Below are 19,851 nucleotides of genomic sequence, written 5' to 3'. Positions count from 1 at the left end.
TATAAATACTAAGTTAGATTTCGCTGATCTAACCAAAAATGTGCTGCAGATATCGCAGGGCAGGCGATGGATAACCATGAAGTTTTAGCTTCAAATCAGCATATCCAAAAGCCACTCGGCCGGATTGAAATGATATCGAGCTGGATTCGAAGTCTAGCCCACAGCGGCATAAGTGTTCCGAGCACAAAAAAAGCCAGTCGTGAGACTGGCTTTTTCATTGAATAACATAAGCGTAGGCTTATGCGTCTTCTAAATTACCACAGAAGCGATAACCTTCACCGTGGATTGTCGCGATGATTTCTGGCGTATCTGGTAAGCTCTCAAAGTGCTTACGGATACGACGAATCGTGACGTCAACCGTACGGTCATGTGGCTTAAGCTCACGGCCGGTCATCTTCATCAGTAAGTCTGCACGAGTCAGGATCTTACCTGGGTTTTCAACGAAGTGAAGCATCGCACGGAATTCACTGCGTGGAAGCTTGTATGACTCGCCCTGTGGGCTAACCAATGAACGGCTGTTAATTTCTAAGCTCCAGCCGTTGAAACGGTAATATTCTACCGCGCTCTTTTCTTCTGTTTCTACACCTGTGCTATTCACACGGGTTAACAAATTACGTGCACGAATTGTTAGCTCACGTGGGTTGAATGGCTTAGTGATATAATCATCTGCACCAATTTCAAGTCCCAAGATCTTGTCAACTTCGTTATCACGGCCCGTTAGGAAGATTAAGCCGATATTGTTTATTTCACGAAGTTCACGAGCCAACAAAAGACCATTCTTGCCAGGAAGATTAATATCCATAACGACGAGATTGATCTTGTTTTCTTGCATTGCTTTATGCATTTCTGCGCCGTCATTGGCTTCAGTTACCACATATCCTTCAGCCTCGAAAATACTTCTTAGCGTGTTCCGGGTAACGGCTTCATCTTCTACGATCAGAATGTGCGGATTTTGCATATTTATCTACCTAATATTTGTTTACATCTGTGCTAACCATAGGCGCGCTGTGCGGGTTGCGCCCTGACTTGTCGTGTTGAAAATTACCGAGTCACGTAGGTGCTTTCACTAAAACGACTGAAACCGCAACGCACTTCATGATTAGTAAAGTATGCGTATCTCTTTATTGAAAAAGATGCGCTAATTGTATCCACTACGATTAACAATAGTAGGAAATAGTTCCTTTAACTATTGAAATTTTCAAGTTTCAATATTAAAAGCGACAAAATCGCTCATATCTATAGGAAATTGACAACTTTTCATTACAGTGATTTAGACATGGCGTAACAAAAGTTGTTCATGCTTGACGAGTGGAAGTGAATCAACCGACGTATTGTACTCGTTTTAGTCATTTGTTAACAAATGAAATGTTAACAAATTTACGCTTAGATTTGATGTTAATCAATTTTTTATGGCTAATCTTTTGATTTTATGGTCATTAATTATAATTTAACAGAGATATAATCTGTTTGTTCTAGGCAGATAAGATGATTTAGCTATAATTATCGTACGCTAATTTAGGAATGTTCGGCGAATGAGTAGTATAGATGACCATTTTTGGCACAGTTATCAGCATACCCAATTTCTATTGACCCAAGGGTTTTCTCCGGCTTTATCCTTTGCCATTCTTACGGCGTACAACCCCAGGGGCGAACTGTTGTCAGCGCCTCAAAATCGTCTGTTAGATAGTCAATTACAGCGACATATCATCGAACTTAAGCGTCCTTATCGCGCCATCATCGGGGCCTCTTATGATCGCCGTCATATGGAAAAAAGCTGGGCTGTCCCGATAGAAAAGCCATTAGCGGTGGCATTGGGCACACAGTTTAACCAAAATGCGATCTATTTTGTCGAGGGCGACCAGTTACAATTGGTGCCTTGCCTGCTTAGTTATCCCGAGCTGACCATAGGCGCTTTTTCGGCGCGGGTGCGCCTAGTCAATGAGTTACCCGATATTCAATCTTAATCTTGTTTTACTAAGGTGGCAGTGACCTTGAAATAATATTTACTCATATTGAATAAATATCGTTGACTTATTAGGCGGGTATTTGCTAATTTTCAACCATCTTACTGCGTCAATACGCTTGAGATACAGAAGAGGAGCGTTAACTAGGTAGTAAGCATGAAGAGGCCAAACTCTGACGATTGCTTATGATGGAGATTAACGCCGAGATAGACAAGTGTTTGGTTTCGTTTGTTTATCGGTCGATATGGCTGAATCCTGTCGATTGTCACCTGTTTTTTGGTGGAGAGCTTCTGGTGGTGATCGCTATTTCCCGTCTTGGGGTGCGTAATCTTTGCACCAGGCTCTTCGAACGAAGTCAGTTCGGAGGTTTATCATGTTATCTATTCTTGTCGTGTCTTGTAACCGCTTCAATCTCGTTGAGGTGGGCTAATGTCGATTGTTGTCGCTAAATTCGGTGGTACATCCGTTGCTGATTATCCAGCAATGAGTCGTTGTGCCGACATCATTATTGCCAATCCTAATACACGTATTGTGGTCGTGAGTGCCTCAAGCGGCGTCACCAACCTATTGGTGGCGTTGACTCAAGCGCAACTCGATGATGAGCAGCGTCAACAACTGCTCAAGCAGATTGCCTCAATCCAATATCAAATCCTTGACCGACTCGGTCGTCCAGCTGAGGTTGCCGCTCACCTCGATAGCGTGCTCAGTCGTATTGATATGTTAAGTGAGTCACTGAGCCGTGAACGTTGCAAAGCGACCATGGACGAGTTGTTAGCGCAAGGAGAGCAATGTTCTGCGGCGCTATTTGCTGCTGTGCTGCGTGAAAAAGGTGAGGTGGCGTCAGCCTTTGATGTGCGCCAAGTGATGCGCACCGACAGTCATTTTGGCCGTGCCGAGCCTCAAGTTGAGCAGGTTGAAGCCTTATGTGCGGCGCATTTAGCCCCGCTGCTGGCCGAGCAGCGTATTGTGACTCAAGGTTTTATTGGTGCCGATGCGCAGGGTGCCACCACGACCTTAGGGCGCGGCGGTAGCGATTACTCGGCGGCGTTATTGGCCGAGGCGCTTAGGGCATCAGCGGTCGAAATTTGGACCGATGTGGCCGGGATTTACACTACCGATCCGCGCTTGGCCCCCAATGCACAGCCCATCGCTGAAATTAGTTTTAATGAAGCTGCTGAAATGGCGACGTTTGGCGCTAAGGTGCTACATCCTGCGACCATTTTACCTGCGGTAAGGCAAAAAATTCAGGTGTTTGTGGGTTCGAGCAAAGCGCCTGAACGTGGCGGTACTTGGATCCGTCATCAAGTGAGTGATGAGCCTATTTACCGCGCCGTGGCCGTGCGCCGCGATCAAACCTTACTGAATCTACACAGTTTGCAGATGCTGCATGCGCAAGGTTTCTTGGCGGAGACCTTTGCTACGCTAGCAAGGCACAAAATAAGTGTCGATTTGATCACAACATCGGAAGTTAACGTATCGCTGACCTTAGATAAAACGGGCTCAGATTCGGCTGGCAATCATTTGCTCAGCGAAGCGCTATTACAAGAACTGTCGCAGCATTGCCGGGTGCGTGTGGAAGATAATTTAGCCTTAGTGGCGATAGTGGGTAATAAAATTGCCTCTACACCAGGGGTGTGCCGCCGAGTGTTTGAGGTGCTAGAGCCACATAATGTGCGCATGATCTGCCAAGGGGCCAGCCCACACAACTTATGTGTATTGGTCGCCGAAAGTGAGGCGGCGCAGGTGGTACGCTCGCTACATGAAAATCTGTTTGAAGGCGAACGATGAAACCGAGCCGTAGCACGTTGAAAATTGGCGAATTGGCGACAGGGCAAGATCTCGAGTTGCCCATTTTTCAGTTTACGCCAGCCGTTATTCGTGGGCCGAGTGTCTATATTCAGGCGAATGTGCATGGCGCCGAGGTACAAGGCAATGCGGTGATTTACCAGTTAATGCAGCAACTGGAAAACTGCGAGTTGCTTGGCAGTGTCACCTTGGTGCCACTCGCCAATCCTTTGGGGATTAACCAAAAAAGTGGTGAGTTTACCCTTGGGCGTTTTGACCCGATAACCGGGGTGAATTGGAATCGCGAATACTTACATCATCATATCGATATGGCCGCTTGGTATCGACAGCATGCCGAGTTAGACGATAGCGCCTTGGTGGCGGCTTATCGCGCCATGTTGATTGATAGCTGTCAGCAGCGTCTACAGCATGAGTGGGGCGTGACGACGGGGCATCGCCAAGCGGTCACTCTGCAACATTTAGGGCATCAAGCGGATATCGTGTTGGATCTGCACACTGGGCCCAAGGCCTGCAAACATCTGTATTGTCCCGAATATGATAGTGAGGCCGCGAGGCTATTTTCGATAGCCCACACGCTATTTATGCCTAATGAGTTTGGTGGGGCAATGGATGAATCAATATTTTATCCATGGTGGCAATTGTGTCAGTACCTAGCAGCGCAGGGGCGAGAATTAGTGGTACCTGTCTCTGCGTTTACCTTGGAGCTGGGCTCGCAAGAGCATATCGATCTCGCCGATGCACGCCTCGATGCCGATGGGATCATGGCGTATTTGAGTCATCGCGGTGTGGTTGCCGACCCCATTATGCCCGCTAAAATGGCGCGATATGGCTGTTATCTTCGTGACTATAAAAAATACCATTCCCCCATGGGTGGCATGGTGGAGTATACGGCCAAGTTAGGCGAGCCATTAGCCGCAGGTTCGCCTTTAGCGACTATTTTGCGGGTGGATCAGTATGGCAATAGCTCTGCATTAACCCCTTTATGCTTATCGCAAGCCTGCGTGCCGATTTTGCATTTTGCTTCGGCCTCGGTTTATCAAGGCACCGAGCTGTATAAAGTGATGACCCATGTATTTGAGCTGTAACGCATAGGTCTTAGGCTTTTGAATCATAGGAATTTGAGGTATAAAGCGTCATGGGTTTTAGGCGCTAGCGATGCCAGATGTTGGTACTAGGTATCGTGGGCATCGCTGCTACGTTGTTGGTAAGCCTTATGGCTTAACGGCGCGAATAATCGGGTTTTGTAGGCTAATTAAGGTTTCGGTGGATTGGATTTCATCAATAGATTGAATGCGGTTAATCAGCACATGCTGCAAACCATCGATAGACTGACACATCACTTTGACAAAAATACTGTAGTTGCCTGTGGTGTAATAGGCTTCGGTCACCTCTTCTAACGCATTAAGCTTAGCGATGGCGGCAGGGTAGTCACCGGCGCTCTTTAGGTTAATGCCGATAAAACAGCACACATCGTAGCCGAGCGCCTTAGGGTTGACGGTGATCTGTGCGCCAGTGATGATGCCCGCTTGCTTCATCTTCTCTACTCGCACATGAATGGTGCCAGCACTGACACCAAATCGCTTAGCAAGCTCGGCAAAAGGGGTGCGAGCCTCTTGCATTAATGCCGACAGAATTTGATTATCTAATTGATCACGTTGAAATGAACTATCCACTAGTCAATACCGCTCTATGATTAATATTGTTTGCTAATCTACGATATTTTTTGCGTAACGGCTAACTTTTTAGCTCAATTAATGCCAATTTCAATAGTTAACAACAGCCTAGTTAGGGTGCCATGAGTCACTATTGCTGTTCGCTAGGCGTTGCAAAAGGGATGTCAGTGCTAAAGGTCATCGGCTCACCGCTGTAAGGGTGGTTAATGGTTAGCGATTGGGCATGCAGCAGTAATCTGGGAGCGAGTCGTTTGGCTAATGCATCGGCATAAAAATTGTCGCCAAGAATGGGGTGTCCCAAGGCCATCATATGTACTCGCAATTGGTGAGAGCGGCCAGTAATAGGAGTGAGCTTAACCAAGGTTGAGCGTTTCGCGCGGCTTATCACCTCGAAATGGGTGGTCGAGGGCTTACCTAATCGGTGATCGACTTTCTGCTTGGGGCGATTTGGCCAATCGCAGATCAGTGGCAGTTCAACGGTGCCGCTTTGGGCTTTAACATGGCCTGCGACGCGCGCGTAGTAGATTTTATGAGTTTCTCTGTCCCTAAATTGGCGTTTCAATTCACGCTCGGCGCTGCGGCGCAGGGCAACGACGATAATGCCAGAGGTCGCCATATCGAGTCGATGTACTATCTGGGCGTTAGGGTGTTGGCTGAGTACGCGGGCAAAGATGCTGTCATGATAGGCGGGATCGCGCCCCGGGACTGAGAGCAGCCCAGAGGGTTTATTGATCACGATGATGTCTTTATCTTGATGCACCACATCTAGCCAAGGTGTGGTGGGCGGAGCGTACACAAAATCTTTCATAGTCGGTTCGGTATTTTTAAGCGGCAGTCAAGATACCGTTTAGCGTCATGGCTCGCAAGCAAAACTCACCAGCAGCGGTACAAATTGGACGTTGCTTAAAGGCTATGACCATTAACATGCATGATGGCAAAGGTCCAAACCACAAAAGCCAGCGACAGATGAATAAAGGCGTACAGGGCTTGATCGAGTCGCTCCATCCCTTTGGCCTGCCAAAGCAGTTGAGCATGCAGCAGGATATTGAGCGGAAACAGCATAAACAGTGGGTAGAAGCCCACTGGGCTAGCGTCTCCCAGTAATGCCCTAGACAATAACGACCAAACAACCATAAGCATGGTGATGAGCGGCGGCGCCGCTAGGCGGTATTGCTGGGGATAGGGAAACATGTAACGTCCTTATGCTATGTTGATGAGGCTAAGCGCGTTTTCGCCCGATAAATTGGGCTTTATAGATGGGCTCATCCTCACAGCCTACATTACCTTCAAAATAGTGCAATATCTCAAACTTATTGAATTGAGTGAGTAGCTCATTGGTTTGCAGTAAAAAAGCCGGATTTTTAGGCCGACCTACCTTGGCTTGCTCTGTGGTAAAGGTCTCGTAAATTAACAGTCCCTCTGGTTTAATACTGTGTTTTATTTGTTCAAACAGCGGTCTGTGTAGGTAGTTAAACACCAGTACCAGATCAAACTCGCCTTCAGGTAAAGCGGGCGCCGAGCCATCTTCAAGATCATATGCTAAGGCGTGGCAGTGTGGAGGCAGCTTGGGTAAGCTGCTGATATCCTTGTCGATGAAGGTGACATTTGCCCCTTGCTGCGCGAACCATAACCCATTACGGCCACTACCGCAGGCCAGATCTAATACCTGCAGCTGTGCAGGCTGAGCTAAGTTTGGTAAATAGTGGCTGATTAAGGGCGCTACCTTAGCCTTTAATTTCTTTTTTTCCATCGATACGTCGCCTGTGAATAATAGAGTAGTGGCGTAATCCTGCTGGCCCATGGGAGACCACAACCGACAATAATACAATGATGATGAGCAGTTCGGGTTTATAATCGGCCAGCGGAATAAATAAACTTAATAATCCTAGTTTTACTAGAGTGAGAACACCCTTTAGTTGGATAAGCCAGCGCCAGTCACGAATGATCTCCCACAGCATTAATAGGCTGCCCGATCCCATCGCAAGTAGCCAGTATAGGCTCCAGTCGGCTTTGGCTACCCCTAATAAAATCCCCCCACCGGCCCCCGTAATGCCTAAAATATGTAAGGCGCGTAAACTGGTTTTACTCAGGCGTTGTAACCAAAACTGTTTTTCAGAAATCGATTGTCGTCCCATAAGATCAATGGCATCAATAAGTTTGTCTTGAGCTTATCAGGAAATCATCGCAAAGCACATTGGCGCCCTGTTGCGAGAGAGTTTTCGTGATGAGGCTTGCGGTTTTATCATGGGGTTGGGTAATTATATTGACTTGCCATGGTCAGTGTTCATGATCCAAGTGTAACGGCTAGGTTATAATGATGTCTTACATTGACTTATCTCGAATAGGTTGTGGACATAAGGCTATATGGTTACAGCCTTAAATGGGCAGGGAGCTGCCCGAGTATCCAGAGCGTAACAGTTTGCTAGGGTTAGCATTAACGCTGTGAACGGTATTTTTCTGTGACCTATGGTCACGCACACAATTGGGAATCAAATATGAAAATCGGTTTTTTCAGTGCTAAGCACTACGACATGGAGCATTTCAATCGCACCAACAAAGCTTTTGGCGCCCGCATCGAGTATTTTGATTCTCGTCTGTGCATGAAAACAGTAAAGCTGGCCTTTGGATTTGAGGTGATTTGCGCCTTTGTTAACGACTCTCTATGCGAAGAGGTGTTGGTTGAACTGGCTAAAAACGGCACCAAGATTATCGCCATGCGCTGCGCTGGTTTTAACAACGTTGATTTAGTGGCAGCACAGCGGTTAGGGTTAAAAGTGGTTAACGTACCTGCCTACTCGCCAGAATCGGTGGCCGAGCATACGGTTGCGCTGATGCTGACGCTTAACCGCAAGGTGCATAAAGCCTATCAACGTACTCGAGATGCAAACTTCTCGCTCGAAGGGTTAGTGGGCTTTAATATGCATGGCCGCACCGTGGGCGTTATTGGCACGGGTAACATCGGCTTAGCCACCATTAAGGTGCTGTTAGGCTTTGGTTGTAAGGTGGTCGCGTACGACCCATACCCTAATCAAGCTGTTATCGATTTAGGCGTGCCCTATCTATCTCTCGATGAGCTCTACCCCCAATGCGATATTATCAGCTTGCATTGCCCCCTGACTCAAGATAATCACCATCTGTTAAACCAAGAGAGTTTTGCCAAGATGAAACCCAAAGTCATGGTGATCAACACCAGCCGTGGCGGCCTGCTCAATGCGATGGATGCCATGGAAGCATTAAAAGAGGGCAAAATTGGGTCACTGGGCTTAGACGTCTATGAGAACGAGAAAGAGCTCTTTTTCGAAGATAAGTCTAATGAGATCATTCAAGACGATGTGTTCAGACGTTTGTCAGCCTGCCACAACGTGATTTTTACCGGTCACCAAGCCTTTTTAACCGAAGAGGCGCTCGGCGCGATTGCCCTGACCAGTTTAACCAATATTAAGCAACTGCTTAATGGTGAGGATTGCCCTAACCAGCTTTATTAACCTTAACAAGCCGCGATTGACCATGGCGTTAATACCCTACTAGTAACGCTATGGTTAACGGCGAGTTTTACCTGACATTCTCCCATTAGGCTGATAAGTTATAAATACATTTATTAGCCCGAGGGCATGAGTATGATGGTTAAACAGGCTGTTCACGATATCGATACCCCCACAGGCCCCATGAGGTGCTATCTCTACCGTCCCGATGCCGAAGGGCCGTTTTCGACCATCATCTTCTATTCTGAAATTTTCCAGCAAACGGCGCCTATCGCGCGCGCCGCGGCGATCATGGCTGGTCACGGTTTTGTGGTGCTGGTGCCCGAAGTGTTTCACGAGCTTAATCCGCTAGGCACAGTACTGGCTTACGATGAGGCGGGCAAAGATAAGGGCAACCAAGACAAATTTACCAAAGGGTTAGAGCATCACGATAGCGACACCCAGGCTTTGGTGGAGTTTGCGCAGCGCCAACCGTTTTGCAGCAGCCTAGTGGGGACCATGGGCGTGTGCATTGGCGGCCACTTGGCCTATCGCGCCGCGCTCAATAGCGATGTGGTCGGGGCTTTTTGCCTGTATCCAACCGATATTCATTCTAATACCTTACCCTGTAATAAGGGCAATGACTCGTTGAGTCGTACTGGTGATATTCAAGGCGAGTTGGCCTTAGTGTTTGGTAAGCAAGACCCGCATGTGGACGCCGCTGGACGGCAACTAATCTACGCCAAACTCAGCGAAAGCAAGCGTTGCTTTAGCTGGCTTGAGGTCAATGCCCAGCATGCCTTTATGCGTGATGAAGGTGAGCGATATGATCCGGCATTAGCCTTACAGATGTATGGCCAGGCGGTGGCTTTTTTTCAGCGGGTGCTGCGTTAGTCACTGTCGACTGACTGGTTCTTTTTTTAAATAATAGCATTAAATTCAAAGGGCTAATCGTTACCAACGATTAGCCCTTTGTGATGGCGCTGCTAGGCTACTGTCTATGCTTCGCCGAGCGGTAATCTTGTATTGAAGTGGTTAAATCCATTTTCGGCGTCGAAACAGCCAAATCAATACCGCGGTGATGCTGAGCATAACGCCCCAGACAATAAAGTAACCGTTAGGGTTTTTTAATTCAGGAATGTACTCGAAATTCATACCATAAATACCGGCAATAAAGGTCAAAGGTACAAATATGGCGGTAATAATCGTTAGTACTTTCATGATGTTGTTTAAGCGATGGGCGCTAATAGAGATATAGCCGTCAATTAAGTCGCTAGCGACCTGATAAAACAAGTCTGCCAGACTCGCAGCGCGATGTTGGTGCTCACACACATCGTTGATCTCATGCGCCAGAGTGCTATCAAATGGGGCAGATGGCTCATCGCGCAGGTTGTTAAACAGCTCCACATGGTAGTGAAAGTTACGCCGCAGACGAGTGAGATCGGTTTTATACAGTACCACTTCGGCCAGTACCTTATCATCGGCAGTGGTCAGCATGACCGACTCCAGTTGCTCGAGGCGGGTTTCTAAATCAAACAGAATTTTATGATAACGCTTCACCACAAAGCGGCTGATCTTAAGGCTTAATGCCCCAGTCCCAGTGGCGAGGGAGATATCGCCCGCGCGTAGCGCCGCCATGGTGCGCTCGATACTGAGCGAACGAGCCGAGTGGCGAGTGACAATAAAGCGCTGGCTGATAAACATCGCCAAGAGAATATTATCACAATTAATGGATTCAGAATCTGCCGACAAGCCGCGCAGCAAAATAAAGGTATGATCGCCAAAATCTTCAATCTTGGGGGGATGTCGATCGCGTGACGCATCTTGCAGTGCCAACTGATGCAGGTTAAAAGTTTGCTTTAACATGGCTTGCAGTGGCTCGGTTAACTCGCCATCAATATTGAGCCATAAAATGGCGTCATCGCTCTGTTGCCACTTAGCGATATTGGACTCGTCGCCCTGAAGCAGCGAATTATCTTGTGGGCTGTAGAGAAGGGTGGTCAGCATAGTCTTGCCTCTAGTTAGATAACGCCTTAATCACTTTGGGTCTGGATATTATCTTTATCATCTTGCTCATTAATCAGTGTTGGCTTATGGCTGGATATCTTAAGCACCCCTTTTTGCAACATTAAATTATTAGGGTAGGTGATAAGCACCTCATCGTCGCGTTGGATCAATACATGAAATAGGCAGATGTCGGCGATGATCCCAGTGACATCTTCATCTTTATCAATCACCTTAATCTTGTCGCCAATGCGATAGGGAAAGACGAAGAAGATTAAAATGCCCGCGGTAATATTACTCAGTATCGACCATTGTGCGACAAGAGCGACGCCCAGTACGGCAAAGATGGATGAGATAAACAGTGACACTTGCTGATATTCAATCCCAAGCGAGACCACCATAAGGCATGCCATCAGGGTAAAATAGAGATAACTGATGTATTGGATCACCATTTTTGCGCGAGTCGTTGATACCTGTTTGTGTTGGGCCAATTTACTGACCCAATTAGTTAATAGGCGCTGGCCAAAAATAAACAGTACGACAAACAGGGTGGCGATCAGTAGTGAGTAGGTCATTAGCAATGGCTTATAAATAAAAGACTTTTAACATTTACTACATCATGCAAGCTTATGCAATGACTCTTGTTGCGCATCAACAAATAGGCTGACGGGTTAATGTGAGGCATAGGCTGGGCAAGGCTGATGATGACCATCTCTCTATTGATTTTTGTGCCAAGACGCAGCTGCTTTGACGAGGAATCGAACAAATAGACGGCTTTAGTGGTGTAGCTGGCGTGAAGTGGGGGATAAATCACCTCGTAGTGGCTGTGATAACGCGCCGATTCAGTCATACTATCGCCCTTTGTTACTTGGCTTAAATGACGCCGCCATTCGCTGGCTGGTCGCGATAGGCTCAGTGTTTCATTATGCTTATTGTCGGAGTCCAGATGACAGATTTTCAAACCTTGTATCGCAGCGAGGATGAGTATGGCCCTTTAATCGTTAACGAAGATGGTCAAGTGCGCCTGCTTTCGTTTGGCGATAGCGATGAACAAAGCAAACTGCTTAAGTCATCTCCGCACATTCCGCAGCATACCTATTTACAAGCCATGTTACTGGTGCTGCTGTTTATTAAGCCTAAGCGAGTCATAGTGTTAGGCCTAGGTGGCGGGGGCTTAATCCATGCCTTACGTAATTACGATCGCGCCATTAATATTACCGCCGTCGAGCTGCGCGCCGAAGTAATTGATATTGCTAAACGTTACTTTCAGCTGCCTACGGGCAAAAAGCTCACTCTTATTCATCAAGATGCCACCGAGTTTTTGGTGGCGCGGGAGCATAAAAAGGCCGATGTGATTTTTGCCGATATTTATGGTGCCGACGGCGTCGATGAAAATCAGCTATCAGAAACCTTTATTGCCAATGCGGCAAGCCTGCTTAAGAGTGAGGGGTATTTAGTGCTCAATTGCTGGAAAGAACATAGCCAAAATCGAGAGCTATTAGCTTTACTGCAGATCCATTTTGCCGAGGTCAGAGCCTGTTTAACCGGTGGCGGTAATTGGGTGGTGATTGCGGGTAAAGTGGCCAAGTCAGTCAGTAGTAGTGGCTTAAAAGCTGATGCGCAGCAGTTATCCTTACAATTGGACTTTCCCTTGGGCCGCAGCTTAACGCGATTCGAGTTATGGGAATGATTGTTTACGATTACCTTTTAAATTCGTCATTTTTAGAATAGTCACTTTTACACTTGTTGCTTAGGGCTAATCGATTTTTTCGTTGCAATCAAAGTTCAATTATAAAAATCGATTAGCATGATAGTTTTTATCCGTTATATTTAATTGTCACTCCTCGTTATTATCTCTCCATCGAAACAAACAACGGGTTGCAGCAAACGGCTGCTACCCCAGCGTTAATCTGTTAATAACCCTAAATGGAGCATGACATGACACAATCTATCATCAACACTGAAATCAAGCCTTTTTCTGCAACTGCATACCACAATGGTGATTTCGTCTCGGTAACCGAGCAAGATCTTTTAGGCAAGTGGTCAGTAGTGTTCTTCTACCCAGCTGATTTCACGTTTGTGTGCCCTACAGAACTAGGTGACATGGCTGATCACTACGAGAAGCTTCAGTCAATGGGCGTTGAAGTGTACTCAGTATCAACTGACACTCACTTTACGCACAAAGCATGGCACGATAGCTCAGACACTATTGGCAAAATCCAATACCCAATGATCGGTGACCCAACCGGTACTATCACACGTAACTTTGGTGTGATGATTGAAGAAGATGGCTTAGCGCTTCGCGGTACTTTTGTTATCAACCCAGAAGGTGTGATTAAAGTGGCTGAAGTTCATGACCTAGGTATTGGTCGTAGCGCTACTGAGTTGGTTCGTAAGATCCAAGCTGCTCAGTATGTTGCAACGCACGACGGTGAAGTTTGTCCTGCTGCATGGCAGCCAGGTGAAGCAACCCTAGCGCCTTCTTTAGACCTAGTGGGTAAAATCTAACACTGCCTCACCCCTAGCGGACAGAGCCACATCTGGCTTATTCGCTACCGGCTAAGCTCATCACTTAGCCCCATTATCTAAATGCCGGCTCAGGTTCCCCCTGCAATGCCTGAGCTGGCACTTTATCGCTATTTTTCCTTACTCATTTTTGAGTCGCCTATATTTAGGAGCTTTTATGTTAGATGCGAATGTAAAAAATCAGCTGACTACTTACCTGCAAAACCTCAAGCGCCCAGTTGAACTTGTCGTATCAGCAGATAACAGTCCTAAAGCGTTAGAATTAAAGTCGTTAGCAGCCGATATTGCTGACGCTTCAAGCTTAGTGTCATTGACCGAGTCCGCGGGTGAACGCACCCCGTCAATGACAGTAACCAACAACGAAACCCATAGCCGTATCAGCTTTGCTGGTTTGCCAATGGGCCATGAATTTACCTCATTGGTGTTAGCTTTGCTGCACACCGGTGGGCACCCGATTAAACTCGATGCGGAACTAATAGAGCAGATCCGTGCACTTCCCGGCGAGTATCGGTTTGAAACCTATGTATCGTTAAGCTGCCAAACCTGCCCAGAAGTGGTGCAGGCACTGAATATGATGGCGGCCATTAACCCCAATATTAGTAATGTGATGATCGACGGCTCACTATTCCAAGAAGAAGTGAATCAACGCAACATCATGGCGGTGCCCTCTGTTTACCTCAACGGTGAGCCTTTCTCTGTGGGCGGTATTAGTGTGGTTGAGATCCTAAATAAGCTAGACGTCAATGCCGCTGGCCGTAAGGCTGAGCAGTTAAATCAGAAACAAGCGTTTGATGTGTTGGTTGTGGGCGGCGGCCCCGCGGGTGCATCGGCGGCCATATATGCAGCCAGAAAGGGGTTGCGTACCGGAATCGTCGCCGACAAGTTTGGTGGTCAAGTCGCCGAAACTGTGGGCATTGAAAACTTTATCTCAGTGAAAGCCACCGAAGGGCCAAAGCTGGTGGCTAACCTTGAAGCCCATGTGCACGAATATGATGTTGATATCATGGATAATCAGCGTGCATTGAGCCTTAAATCTGGCGAGCTATTTGAACTCGAGTTGGAAAGCGGCGCAGTGCTGCGCAGCAAAACGGTCTTAATCGCGACTGGTGCCCGCTGGCGCGAGATGAATGTCCCTGGTGAGCAAGAATACCGTGGTAAAGGGGTCGCGTACTGCCCACATTGCGATGGCCCATTGTTTAAAGGCAAACGGGTTGCTGTAATTGGTGGCGGTAACTCAGGTATTGAGGCGGCAATCGATTTAGCCAATATCGTTGAACATGTCACGGTATTGGAGTTTGATAGCAAGCTTAGAGCCGATGATGTGCTGCAACGCAAGGCCGCGTCTATGGGCAATATTGATATTATTACTCAGGCAATGACCACAGAGGTGACTGGCGATGGTCAACGTGTTAACGGCCTTAATTATACCGACAGAGCCACAGGCGAGAGCCACCATATCGCCTTGGCGGGAATATTTGTGCAGATAGGTTTAGTGCCGAATGCCGAATGGTTAAGAGGCACTCTCGAGCTGACTAACCGTGGTGAGATCATTGTCGATGTGAAAGGGGAAACCTCGCTTGCGGGTGTATTCGCCGCAGGTGATGTGACCAATTCGGCCTACAAGCAGATCATCATTGCCATGGGCAGCGGAGCCACCGCTTCATTAGGCGCTTTTGATTATCTGATCCGTCATAGTGAAGAGAGCAGCGTCCAAGCTGCGTAATGTTAGCCTAATACCTTGATAAAACAGCCAGCTTAGCTGGCTGTTTTTGTATCTGCTTATATACTGATTTAACAAGAAGATTTTATTGGGGAATGATCGGGTTACTCACCCTCACGCCTATGGCAACGCAAATTATTCACTTTGAACAACAACATGAGCTGGAAAGCCTACGTTATATGCTCGCTAGCATTAAGTGGGCTTCACTACTGTCATTGTTTCTAATCGTGGCCATCTCTTTCAGTGCTTATATCAGAGCCATGTCGGCTGCACGCTTTGATCTTTTTTCGCTAATGGTATTGCCTGTCATACTGGTATCGCTGTTAGGGCTGGCTATGAAGGTGCTAATCAAGCGAGAAGCGGTAACTCTGCGCATGGTGATGGGCTTCTTTTTGTTGCTAGAAGCGGCATGGTTGTATCTGATCATCAGTTTGTTTTTACAAACAGAGCCCTTGACGGGAATGACAAAATATTCAGTATTAGCAGGGGATGAAGCCTTAGTCGATATTTTGGTGGTGACCTTTGCCATCGCCCTGTTTCCAAAGCGTAACTGGATGCTAGCTTTTATTATTCCTTTGATGTTGATGGGGTTGACTATTCGCCTAACGGGTCTGCCCGACAGTCCAGTGTTTGCCTTTACTAAGTTCGGCTGTTTTTTTGTGATCATTTTTACCGGCCGTAAGGTGTTGGCTCAATGGTTTGATATGGCTATTTTACGCGATGTGGAAAAACAGATGTTGGTGAAGCAGTTTCAGCGTATGGCCTTGATTGATGTATTAACTAATTTAAGCAATCGGCGCCATTTTGACCAAGTTTTACATCAAGAGATAAGAGCATCGACACGTAACGGTCGTCCGCTGAGTTTGATACTATTGGATGTGGATTATTTTAAGCGCCTTAATGACAGTCAAGGCCATCTGGCTGGAGATCTCTGCTTGGTACAGCTGGCGGCTATCTTGTCGGAAATTGCCCATCGCCCACGCGACTTGGCGACCCGTTACGGTGGCGAAGAGTTTGCCCTTATCTTACCTGAAACCGATTTAAAGGGCGCAGAGGTCATCGCCCAGAAGTTAAAATCAGTTATCGAACATACGCGAATTCCACATGCAGATTCCGACATCGCGCCTTATGTCACAGTATCGCAAGGGGTGTGTCAGTGGCAGGAGGGGGTCGATGCCGACGCCTTTATGTGTAGCGCCGACAAATTACTTTACGAGGCTAAAAAAGCGGGGCGCAATACCTTTAAGGTTGGCATGGCGATACCCTCCACTAGTCATAATATGGCTTCTTTGCATAATATTAGTGATGTAAAAAAGCCTACTTAGCGTAGGCTTTTTTATTAGTGTTAAATGTAACTTATGCCGTGGTATTGATATTGTGGCCAATGTTGCCCACAGGTGCGGCGCTTGGGGCGGGCATCGCGGCATTGATCAATTGCAATGCAATTTCTCCTTCAGCCTGTTGTTGCTCCTTAGCAAGCTGAGCCACTTTTACGCCAACACTGCCATTGCTCATGTTGGGTTGAAGATTACTGGTGCCAATCGTTACTGCCATAAGGACTACCTTAAATTGATTGCTGTTTGATGTTAATGCTAGCTCAATATATAAGCTAAGCTTTCGCATCATTAACGCTAAGCGGTGTTAAACTGGGCAGCACTGTGTAGCCCCCATTTAACTTAACTAACGTATTATCGGCCAACTTCTTTGCAACTTTAATGCGCTTTGTGTGAGGTAAGCTTGGTGATGCACCTTGGCATCACCATACCACTTCTCTACACGCCATACATCAGGCTAGGCTAGGCTTGGCGCGCTATCAATTTACGGCTTAAGGTGATAACCAAGGTTAAGCCAATAGAGGCTGCAATTAAGGCGATGGCTAACGTAACATTTTGCAATGCCGTAGGATCGACCGCTAAGGTGCCGCCCAGTCCAATCATCATGATGCCCGACATTAGCTTGAGAGTTTGCCCCTCTTTCTCGGTTAACTTGCGTTTACCTAAGGTGGCACTAAAGGCGATAACAATGATGGCCAGCGGGATCACATAAACAATATTGTAAAAGGCCAGATACAGGTAACGATCAAATGCGGGGAGTTCATGCATCGACAGTACACTGGTGTAAATCATCGGAAAACCAGCGGTGCAAAGCAGCTCGTAGGCGTTGGCTAAAATGGCGAGTACCACAGTGCCCGCTATCATCGCCGCCATGCTACTGGCGCTGGTGAGTTTACCCATGCGCTTAATCAGTCCGGTGCGGTTTTCTGCCGACATCGACAACGTCACCTCTCCTTTGGTAAAGAAGTAGTCTTTGATATTGATAACGCCCGCGACTAAGGCCATCAATCCGGCGCCTAATATAATCCAGCCACCATCACTGCCCGCACCGAGCAGTTCGAAAATATTGAGCCATGCAATCATAAATAGGAAGTAAATAAAGCCGGAGAAAAAGACAAAAATACCGCCCACAATCAACATTCTACTACGGCTTTTAGCGTTAACCATGATGGATAATAGGAATAACAGTACGAAAAAGGCGCAGGGGTTAAATGCGTCGACTCCTGCCAATACCACTGTCAGTACCGGCAGCGACAGGGTTTCAGGGGCGATAACGCCAATGAGAGGTAGCTCTACCGGTTGCACTTGGCTTACTGGGGCGGTATTAGCTGTGTCACCGAGGCCTAAATCGCAGGTGCCGGCTTGTTCACTTTCGCTACAGGTACCAAAGAGGGGCGAGGCATCGCTAGTGTTGGCTGTGGCCGAAGGGATTGGGTGCTCGTCATCGCTGACTTGACCTCCTAAGGCGCGGTAACAGGCTTTAAGATTTTGTACAATATACTGACCGGTAACGGCTTCGCTGCTATAGCCCACGGTGGCTTTGTCACAGGCGGCAATATAGGGCACCGAGCGGGCTGGCACTTGGGTCTTTTGGGCTATCTGTTGCCATTTTTCCATGGTGCCATCGGCCGTAATCATATGCGACTCTAGCTCTATCCAAGGATATTGTTGTGGCAGTGAATCGATAAAAGGGTGAGCCTCGGCGCAATGCGGGCAGGTTTTAGACCAGAAAAAGTATAGCTTGACCTTTAATTGCCCTTGGTCATCGACATAGTGCCAGGTGGGATCCGTGTGAGCGCCAGTATCGACGGCTTGACTGGACAAGGGGGTGAGACTCAATAGAAATAATAAGCTTAAAATGACAATTCTTAACATGTTCCCTCCTCGGGAAGCGCTCGCCTACTCAAGATCACGGTGGCAAGGATGACAACCTTGTTATCAATAGTTTACTGCGCAGCCAAAGGGAGATTAAGTTTATCTGTCATATTTGCAATGCAAATCGTGAAATACCTTGTAAGTGTTAACTGGGGCAGATTTTACTGCTGTAATTATCGGGGGATAGCGCATGTTTATCGGTTTGCACCAGTCGTGGCTGCGATCGCTTCTGGATGAGCGTCTTGGCACCAATGTAAACTCAAGGTGCGGCTATCATCGTTACTGGCCGTGAGAATGCGAGTCATAATAGGCGCCTGATAATCGGATTTGGTAAGGTAGTCTTTTACCCGCGCAATACGGCGATATGCTAACCAGCGGTCATATTGACGCAGCTTTTTATCGGTTTGGCCTTTATAGATAGGAAACTCGAGTAATAAGTAGCCGTTTCCCACTTGGGGGTCTGTAGGGAGTTGCTGCAGTTGCTTGGCTTGCTGTTTGCCAAAATATGAGCTGTTGAGTTCAAACTGAATATCAAATAAATCCACTTCATTTAGGCAGTGGGCTGATGCATTACCTATCGATAGTAACGATAGCAGAGCGAGAATTTGCTGCTTCATCGTGAACACCTCCAATGTGTTGTTGTATCAATCTGTTTTAGCCGCCAGGGGCTGAGCTGGGTTGACTGAGGCATAACACCGCAGGCAAGGCTCGCTATCGGTATGTTGGTCAATAACAAGGATGGGTAATTTAGGGGTAAAGTGACGGTAAATCAATCGCATTGGTTAATAAAATACGTTTTTAGTGAAAATAACTGAGTAATTACGCTAATCGAGTGTTTTATTGCTTAGTTCTTATCGCCGACCTAAGCATCGCTTAGTGATCTTTTTGTCATTGTCAGTTGGATGAAGATTGCAGTAGACTGATTAAAAGTTGTGTGCAATTGAATACTGGAAGCGCCCTAAATGAGCCAAGATAACCGCCATAATCCACTGATATTAGAAAACCAGATCTGTTTTTCTTTATATAGTGCCACCAATGCCATGATTAGGGCTTATCGCCCTTTGTTAGAGGCGTTAGATCTTACCTATTTGCAATATTTAGCCATGATGGTGCTGTGGCAACATCAGGGGATCAGCGTTAAAACCTTAGGTAAAAAGTTACATCTCGACTCTGGCACCTTAACGCCCTTATTAAAGCGTCTCGAAACAAAAGGGCTGGTGACCCGGGGGCGCAGTGAAACCGATGAGCGCGTCAGAGTATTACATCTTACCGACAAAGGCTTGCAGCTTGAAACGCAAGCTCAGCAAGTGCCCATGCAAATGCGCTGTAAGTTAGGTGGCGAAGATGTCGAATTTGCCCAGTTAAAACAGCTGTGCGATAAAGCCTACGCCTATTTAAGTTGATGTAGGGGAAGTGCGCGGCGGTTGTGGTATTCGCCAGTGGATGGCGCACCGGTGTTAGGTTTGAGCTGATTTAAACTTGTGATGA

Annotated in this window: 22 protein-coding genes and 1 riboswitch; of the genes, 10 read left to right on the top strand and 12 right to left on the bottom strand. The window is 47.1% G+C overall.

The window, feature by feature from the left end; all coding sequences use genetic code 11:
- Positions 1–238 precede the first annotated feature (238 nt).
- Positions 239–958: a two-component system response regulator ArcA gene (gene arcA / locus AC5YBZ_RS14590; protein WP_110457217.1), complete on the bottom strand. Its 720-nt coding sequence runs from the start codon at positions 956–958 to the stop codon at positions 239–241.
- A gap of 574 nt (positions 959–1,532) precedes the next feature.
- Here arcA and AC5YBZ_RS14585 point away from each other — a divergent pair.
- The 3 genes from AC5YBZ_RS14585 (at position 1,533) to AC5YBZ_RS14575 (ending at position 4,855) form a co-directional block, all read left to right on the top strand.
- On the top strand, positions 1,533–1,964 hold the full coding sequence (locus AC5YBZ_RS14585; RefSeq protein WP_494523926.1) for a DUF3293 domain-containing protein: 432 nt from the start codon (positions 1,533–1,535) through the stop codon (positions 1,962–1,964).
- 121 nt (positions 1,965–2,085) lie between these two features.
- Positions 2,086–2,262: riboswitch (Lysine riboswitch) on the top strand.
- A gap of 131 nt (positions 2,263–2,393) precedes the next feature.
- Positions 2,394–3,752, top strand: coding sequence for a lysine-sensitive aspartokinase 3 (gene lysC / locus AC5YBZ_RS14580; protein WP_494543114.1), 1,359 nt, complete (start codon positions 2,394–2,396; stop codon positions 3,750–3,752).
- The gene (locus tag AC5YBZ_RS14575; protein WP_494543113.1) at positions 3,749–4,855 is read left to right on the top strand and encodes a succinylglutamate desuccinylase/aspartoacylase family protein; all 1,107 of its coding nucleotides are present in this window, start codon (positions 3,749–3,751) and stop codon (positions 4,853–4,855) included. The genes lysC and AC5YBZ_RS14575 overlap by 4 nt, the downstream gene beginning before the upstream one ends.
- Positions 4,856–4,981: 126 nt before the next feature.
- Here the strand turns inward: AC5YBZ_RS14575 and asnC are convergent, their stop codons facing one another.
- The 5 genes from asnC to AC5YBZ_RS14550 all read right to left on the bottom strand — a co-directional run bounded on the left by asnC (position 4,982) and on the right by AC5YBZ_RS14550 (position 7,578).
- Positions 4,982–5,443, bottom strand: a complete 462-nt coding sequence (asnC, locus tag AC5YBZ_RS14570) for a transcriptional regulator AsnC (RefSeq protein ID WP_110457221.1) — start codon at positions 5,441–5,443, stop codon at positions 4,982–4,984.
- A gap of 130 nt (positions 5,444–5,573) precedes the next feature.
- Complete coding sequence (gene rluA / locus AC5YBZ_RS14565; RefSeq protein WP_494520907.1) at positions 5,574–6,251, bottom strand: bifunctional tRNA pseudouridine(32) synthase/23S rRNA pseudouridine(746) synthase RluA; 678 nt, start codon at positions 6,249–6,251, stop codon at positions 5,574–5,576.
- A gap of 95 nt (positions 6,252–6,346) precedes the next feature.
- Positions 6,347–6,634: a hypothetical protein gene (locus tag AC5YBZ_RS14560; protein ID WP_494520908.1), complete on the bottom strand. Its 288-nt coding sequence runs from the start codon at positions 6,632–6,634 to the stop codon at positions 6,347–6,349.
- Positions 6,635–6,662: 28 nt separating this feature from the next.
- On the bottom strand, positions 6,663–7,193 hold the full coding sequence (locus AC5YBZ_RS14555) for a class I SAM-dependent methyltransferase (RefSeq protein ID WP_494520909.1): 531 nt from the start codon (positions 7,191–7,193) through the stop codon (positions 6,663–6,665).
- The gene (locus AC5YBZ_RS14550; protein WP_494520910.1) at positions 7,168–7,578 is read right to left on the bottom strand and encodes a hypothetical protein; all 411 of its coding nucleotides are present in this window, start codon (positions 7,576–7,578) and stop codon (positions 7,168–7,170) included. The genes AC5YBZ_RS14555 and AC5YBZ_RS14550 overlap by 26 nt, the downstream gene beginning before the upstream one ends.
- Positions 7,579–7,938: 360 nt before the next feature.
- On the opposite strand from AC5YBZ_RS14550, the gene AC5YBZ_RS14545 reads away from it, so the two are divergent.
- Positions 7,939–8,928 carry a 2-hydroxyacid dehydrogenase gene (locus AC5YBZ_RS14545; RefSeq protein ID WP_494520911.1) on the top strand — a complete coding sequence of 330 codons (990 nt, stop codon included), beginning with the start codon at positions 7,939–7,941 and terminating at the stop codon, positions 8,926–8,928.
- Between the two features lie 132 nt (positions 8,929–9,060).
- Positions 9,061–9,798 carry a dienelactone hydrolase family protein gene (locus AC5YBZ_RS14540; protein ID WP_494520912.1) on the top strand — a complete coding sequence of 246 codons (738 nt, stop codon included), beginning with the start codon at positions 9,061–9,063 and terminating at the stop codon, positions 9,796–9,798.
- A gap of 141 nt (positions 9,799–9,939) precedes the next feature.
- On the opposite strand, the gene corA is transcribed toward AC5YBZ_RS14540, so the two are convergent.
- From corA to AC5YBZ_RS14525, 3 genes are read right to left on the bottom strand one after another with little or no spacing between them, the layout of a single operon-like run.
- A complete protein-coding gene (corA, locus tag AC5YBZ_RS14535) occupies positions 9,940–10,911 on the bottom strand; it encodes a magnesium/cobalt transporter CorA (protein WP_494520913.1) in 972 nt (323 codons plus the stop codon).
- Positions 10,912–10,937: 26 nt separating this feature from the next.
- Entirely contained in the window at positions 10,938–11,483 is a 546-nt protein-coding gene (locus tag AC5YBZ_RS14530) for a mechanosensitive ion channel domain-containing protein (protein WP_494520914.1), read from the bottom strand.
- A complete protein-coding gene (locus AC5YBZ_RS14525; protein WP_494520915.1) occupies positions 11,483–11,758 on the bottom strand; it encodes a hypothetical protein in 276 nt (91 codons plus the stop codon). Before AC5YBZ_RS14525 ends, AC5YBZ_RS14530 begins: the two co-directional genes overlap by 1 nt.
- 96 nt (positions 11,759–11,854) lie before the next feature.
- Here AC5YBZ_RS14525 and AC5YBZ_RS14520 point away from each other — a divergent pair, with 96 nt between their 5' ends.
- The 4 genes from AC5YBZ_RS14520 to AC5YBZ_RS14505 all read left to right on the top strand — a co-directional run bounded on the left by AC5YBZ_RS14520 (position 11,855) and on the right by AC5YBZ_RS14505 (position 16,479).
- Complete coding sequence (locus AC5YBZ_RS14520; protein WP_475514847.1) at positions 11,855–12,598, top strand: spermidine synthase; 744 nt, start codon at positions 11,855–11,857, stop codon at positions 12,596–12,598.
- Between the two features lie 248 nt (positions 12,599–12,846).
- Complete coding sequence (gene ahpC, locus AC5YBZ_RS14515) at positions 12,847–13,416, top strand: alkyl hydroperoxide reductase subunit C (protein ID WP_494523924.1); 570 nt, start codon at positions 12,847–12,849, stop codon at positions 13,414–13,416.
- A gap of 175 nt (positions 13,417–13,591) precedes the next feature.
- Positions 13,592–15,157 carry an alkyl hydroperoxide reductase subunit F gene (gene ahpF, locus AC5YBZ_RS14510; protein WP_494543112.1) on the top strand — a complete coding sequence of 522 codons (1,566 nt, stop codon included), beginning with the start codon at positions 13,592–13,594 and terminating at the stop codon, positions 15,155–15,157.
- 92 nt (positions 15,158–15,249) lie between these two features.
- Positions 15,250–16,479 (top strand): membrane-associated sensor domain-containing protein, encoded by a 1,230-nt coding sequence (locus AC5YBZ_RS14505; protein ID WP_475514844.1) that lies wholly within the window; start codon positions 15,250–15,252, stop codon positions 16,477–16,479.
- A 31-nt stretch (positions 16,480–16,510) separates the two neighbouring features.
- On the opposite strand, the gene AC5YBZ_RS14500 is transcribed toward AC5YBZ_RS14505, so the two are convergent.
- The 3 genes from AC5YBZ_RS14500 to AC5YBZ_RS14490 form a co-directional block, all read right to left on the bottom strand.
- Positions 16,511–16,708 (bottom strand): cytoplasmic protein, encoded by a 198-nt coding sequence (locus AC5YBZ_RS14500; RefSeq protein WP_475514843.1) that lies wholly within the window; start codon positions 16,706–16,708, stop codon positions 16,511–16,513.
- A 242-nt stretch (positions 16,709–16,950) separates the two neighbouring features.
- Positions 16,951–18,363: a cytochrome C biosynthesis protein gene (locus tag AC5YBZ_RS14495; protein ID WP_475514842.1), complete on the bottom strand. Its 1,413-nt coding sequence runs from the start codon at positions 18,361–18,363 to the stop codon at positions 16,951–16,953.
- A 194-nt stretch (positions 18,364–18,557) separates the two neighbouring features.
- Positions 18,558–18,980: a hypothetical protein gene (locus AC5YBZ_RS14490; RefSeq protein WP_494543111.1), complete on the bottom strand. Its 423-nt coding sequence runs from the start codon at positions 18,978–18,980 to the stop codon at positions 18,558–18,560.
- Between the two features lie 345 nt (positions 18,981–19,325).
- Here AC5YBZ_RS14490 and ohrR point away from each other — a divergent pair, with 345 nt between their 5' ends.
- Positions 19,326–19,766: a transcriptional regulator OhrR gene (ohrR, locus tag AC5YBZ_RS14485; protein ID WP_494520919.1), complete on the top strand. Its 441-nt coding sequence runs from the start codon at positions 19,326–19,328 to the stop codon at positions 19,764–19,766.
- Positions 19,767–19,851: the final 85 nt, after the last annotated feature.

The organism is Shewanella sp. 553 (assembly GCF_059338375.1).
The sequence above is the reverse complement of the archived record's forward strand: the minus strand, read 5'-3'. Positions and strand labels throughout refer to the sequence as shown.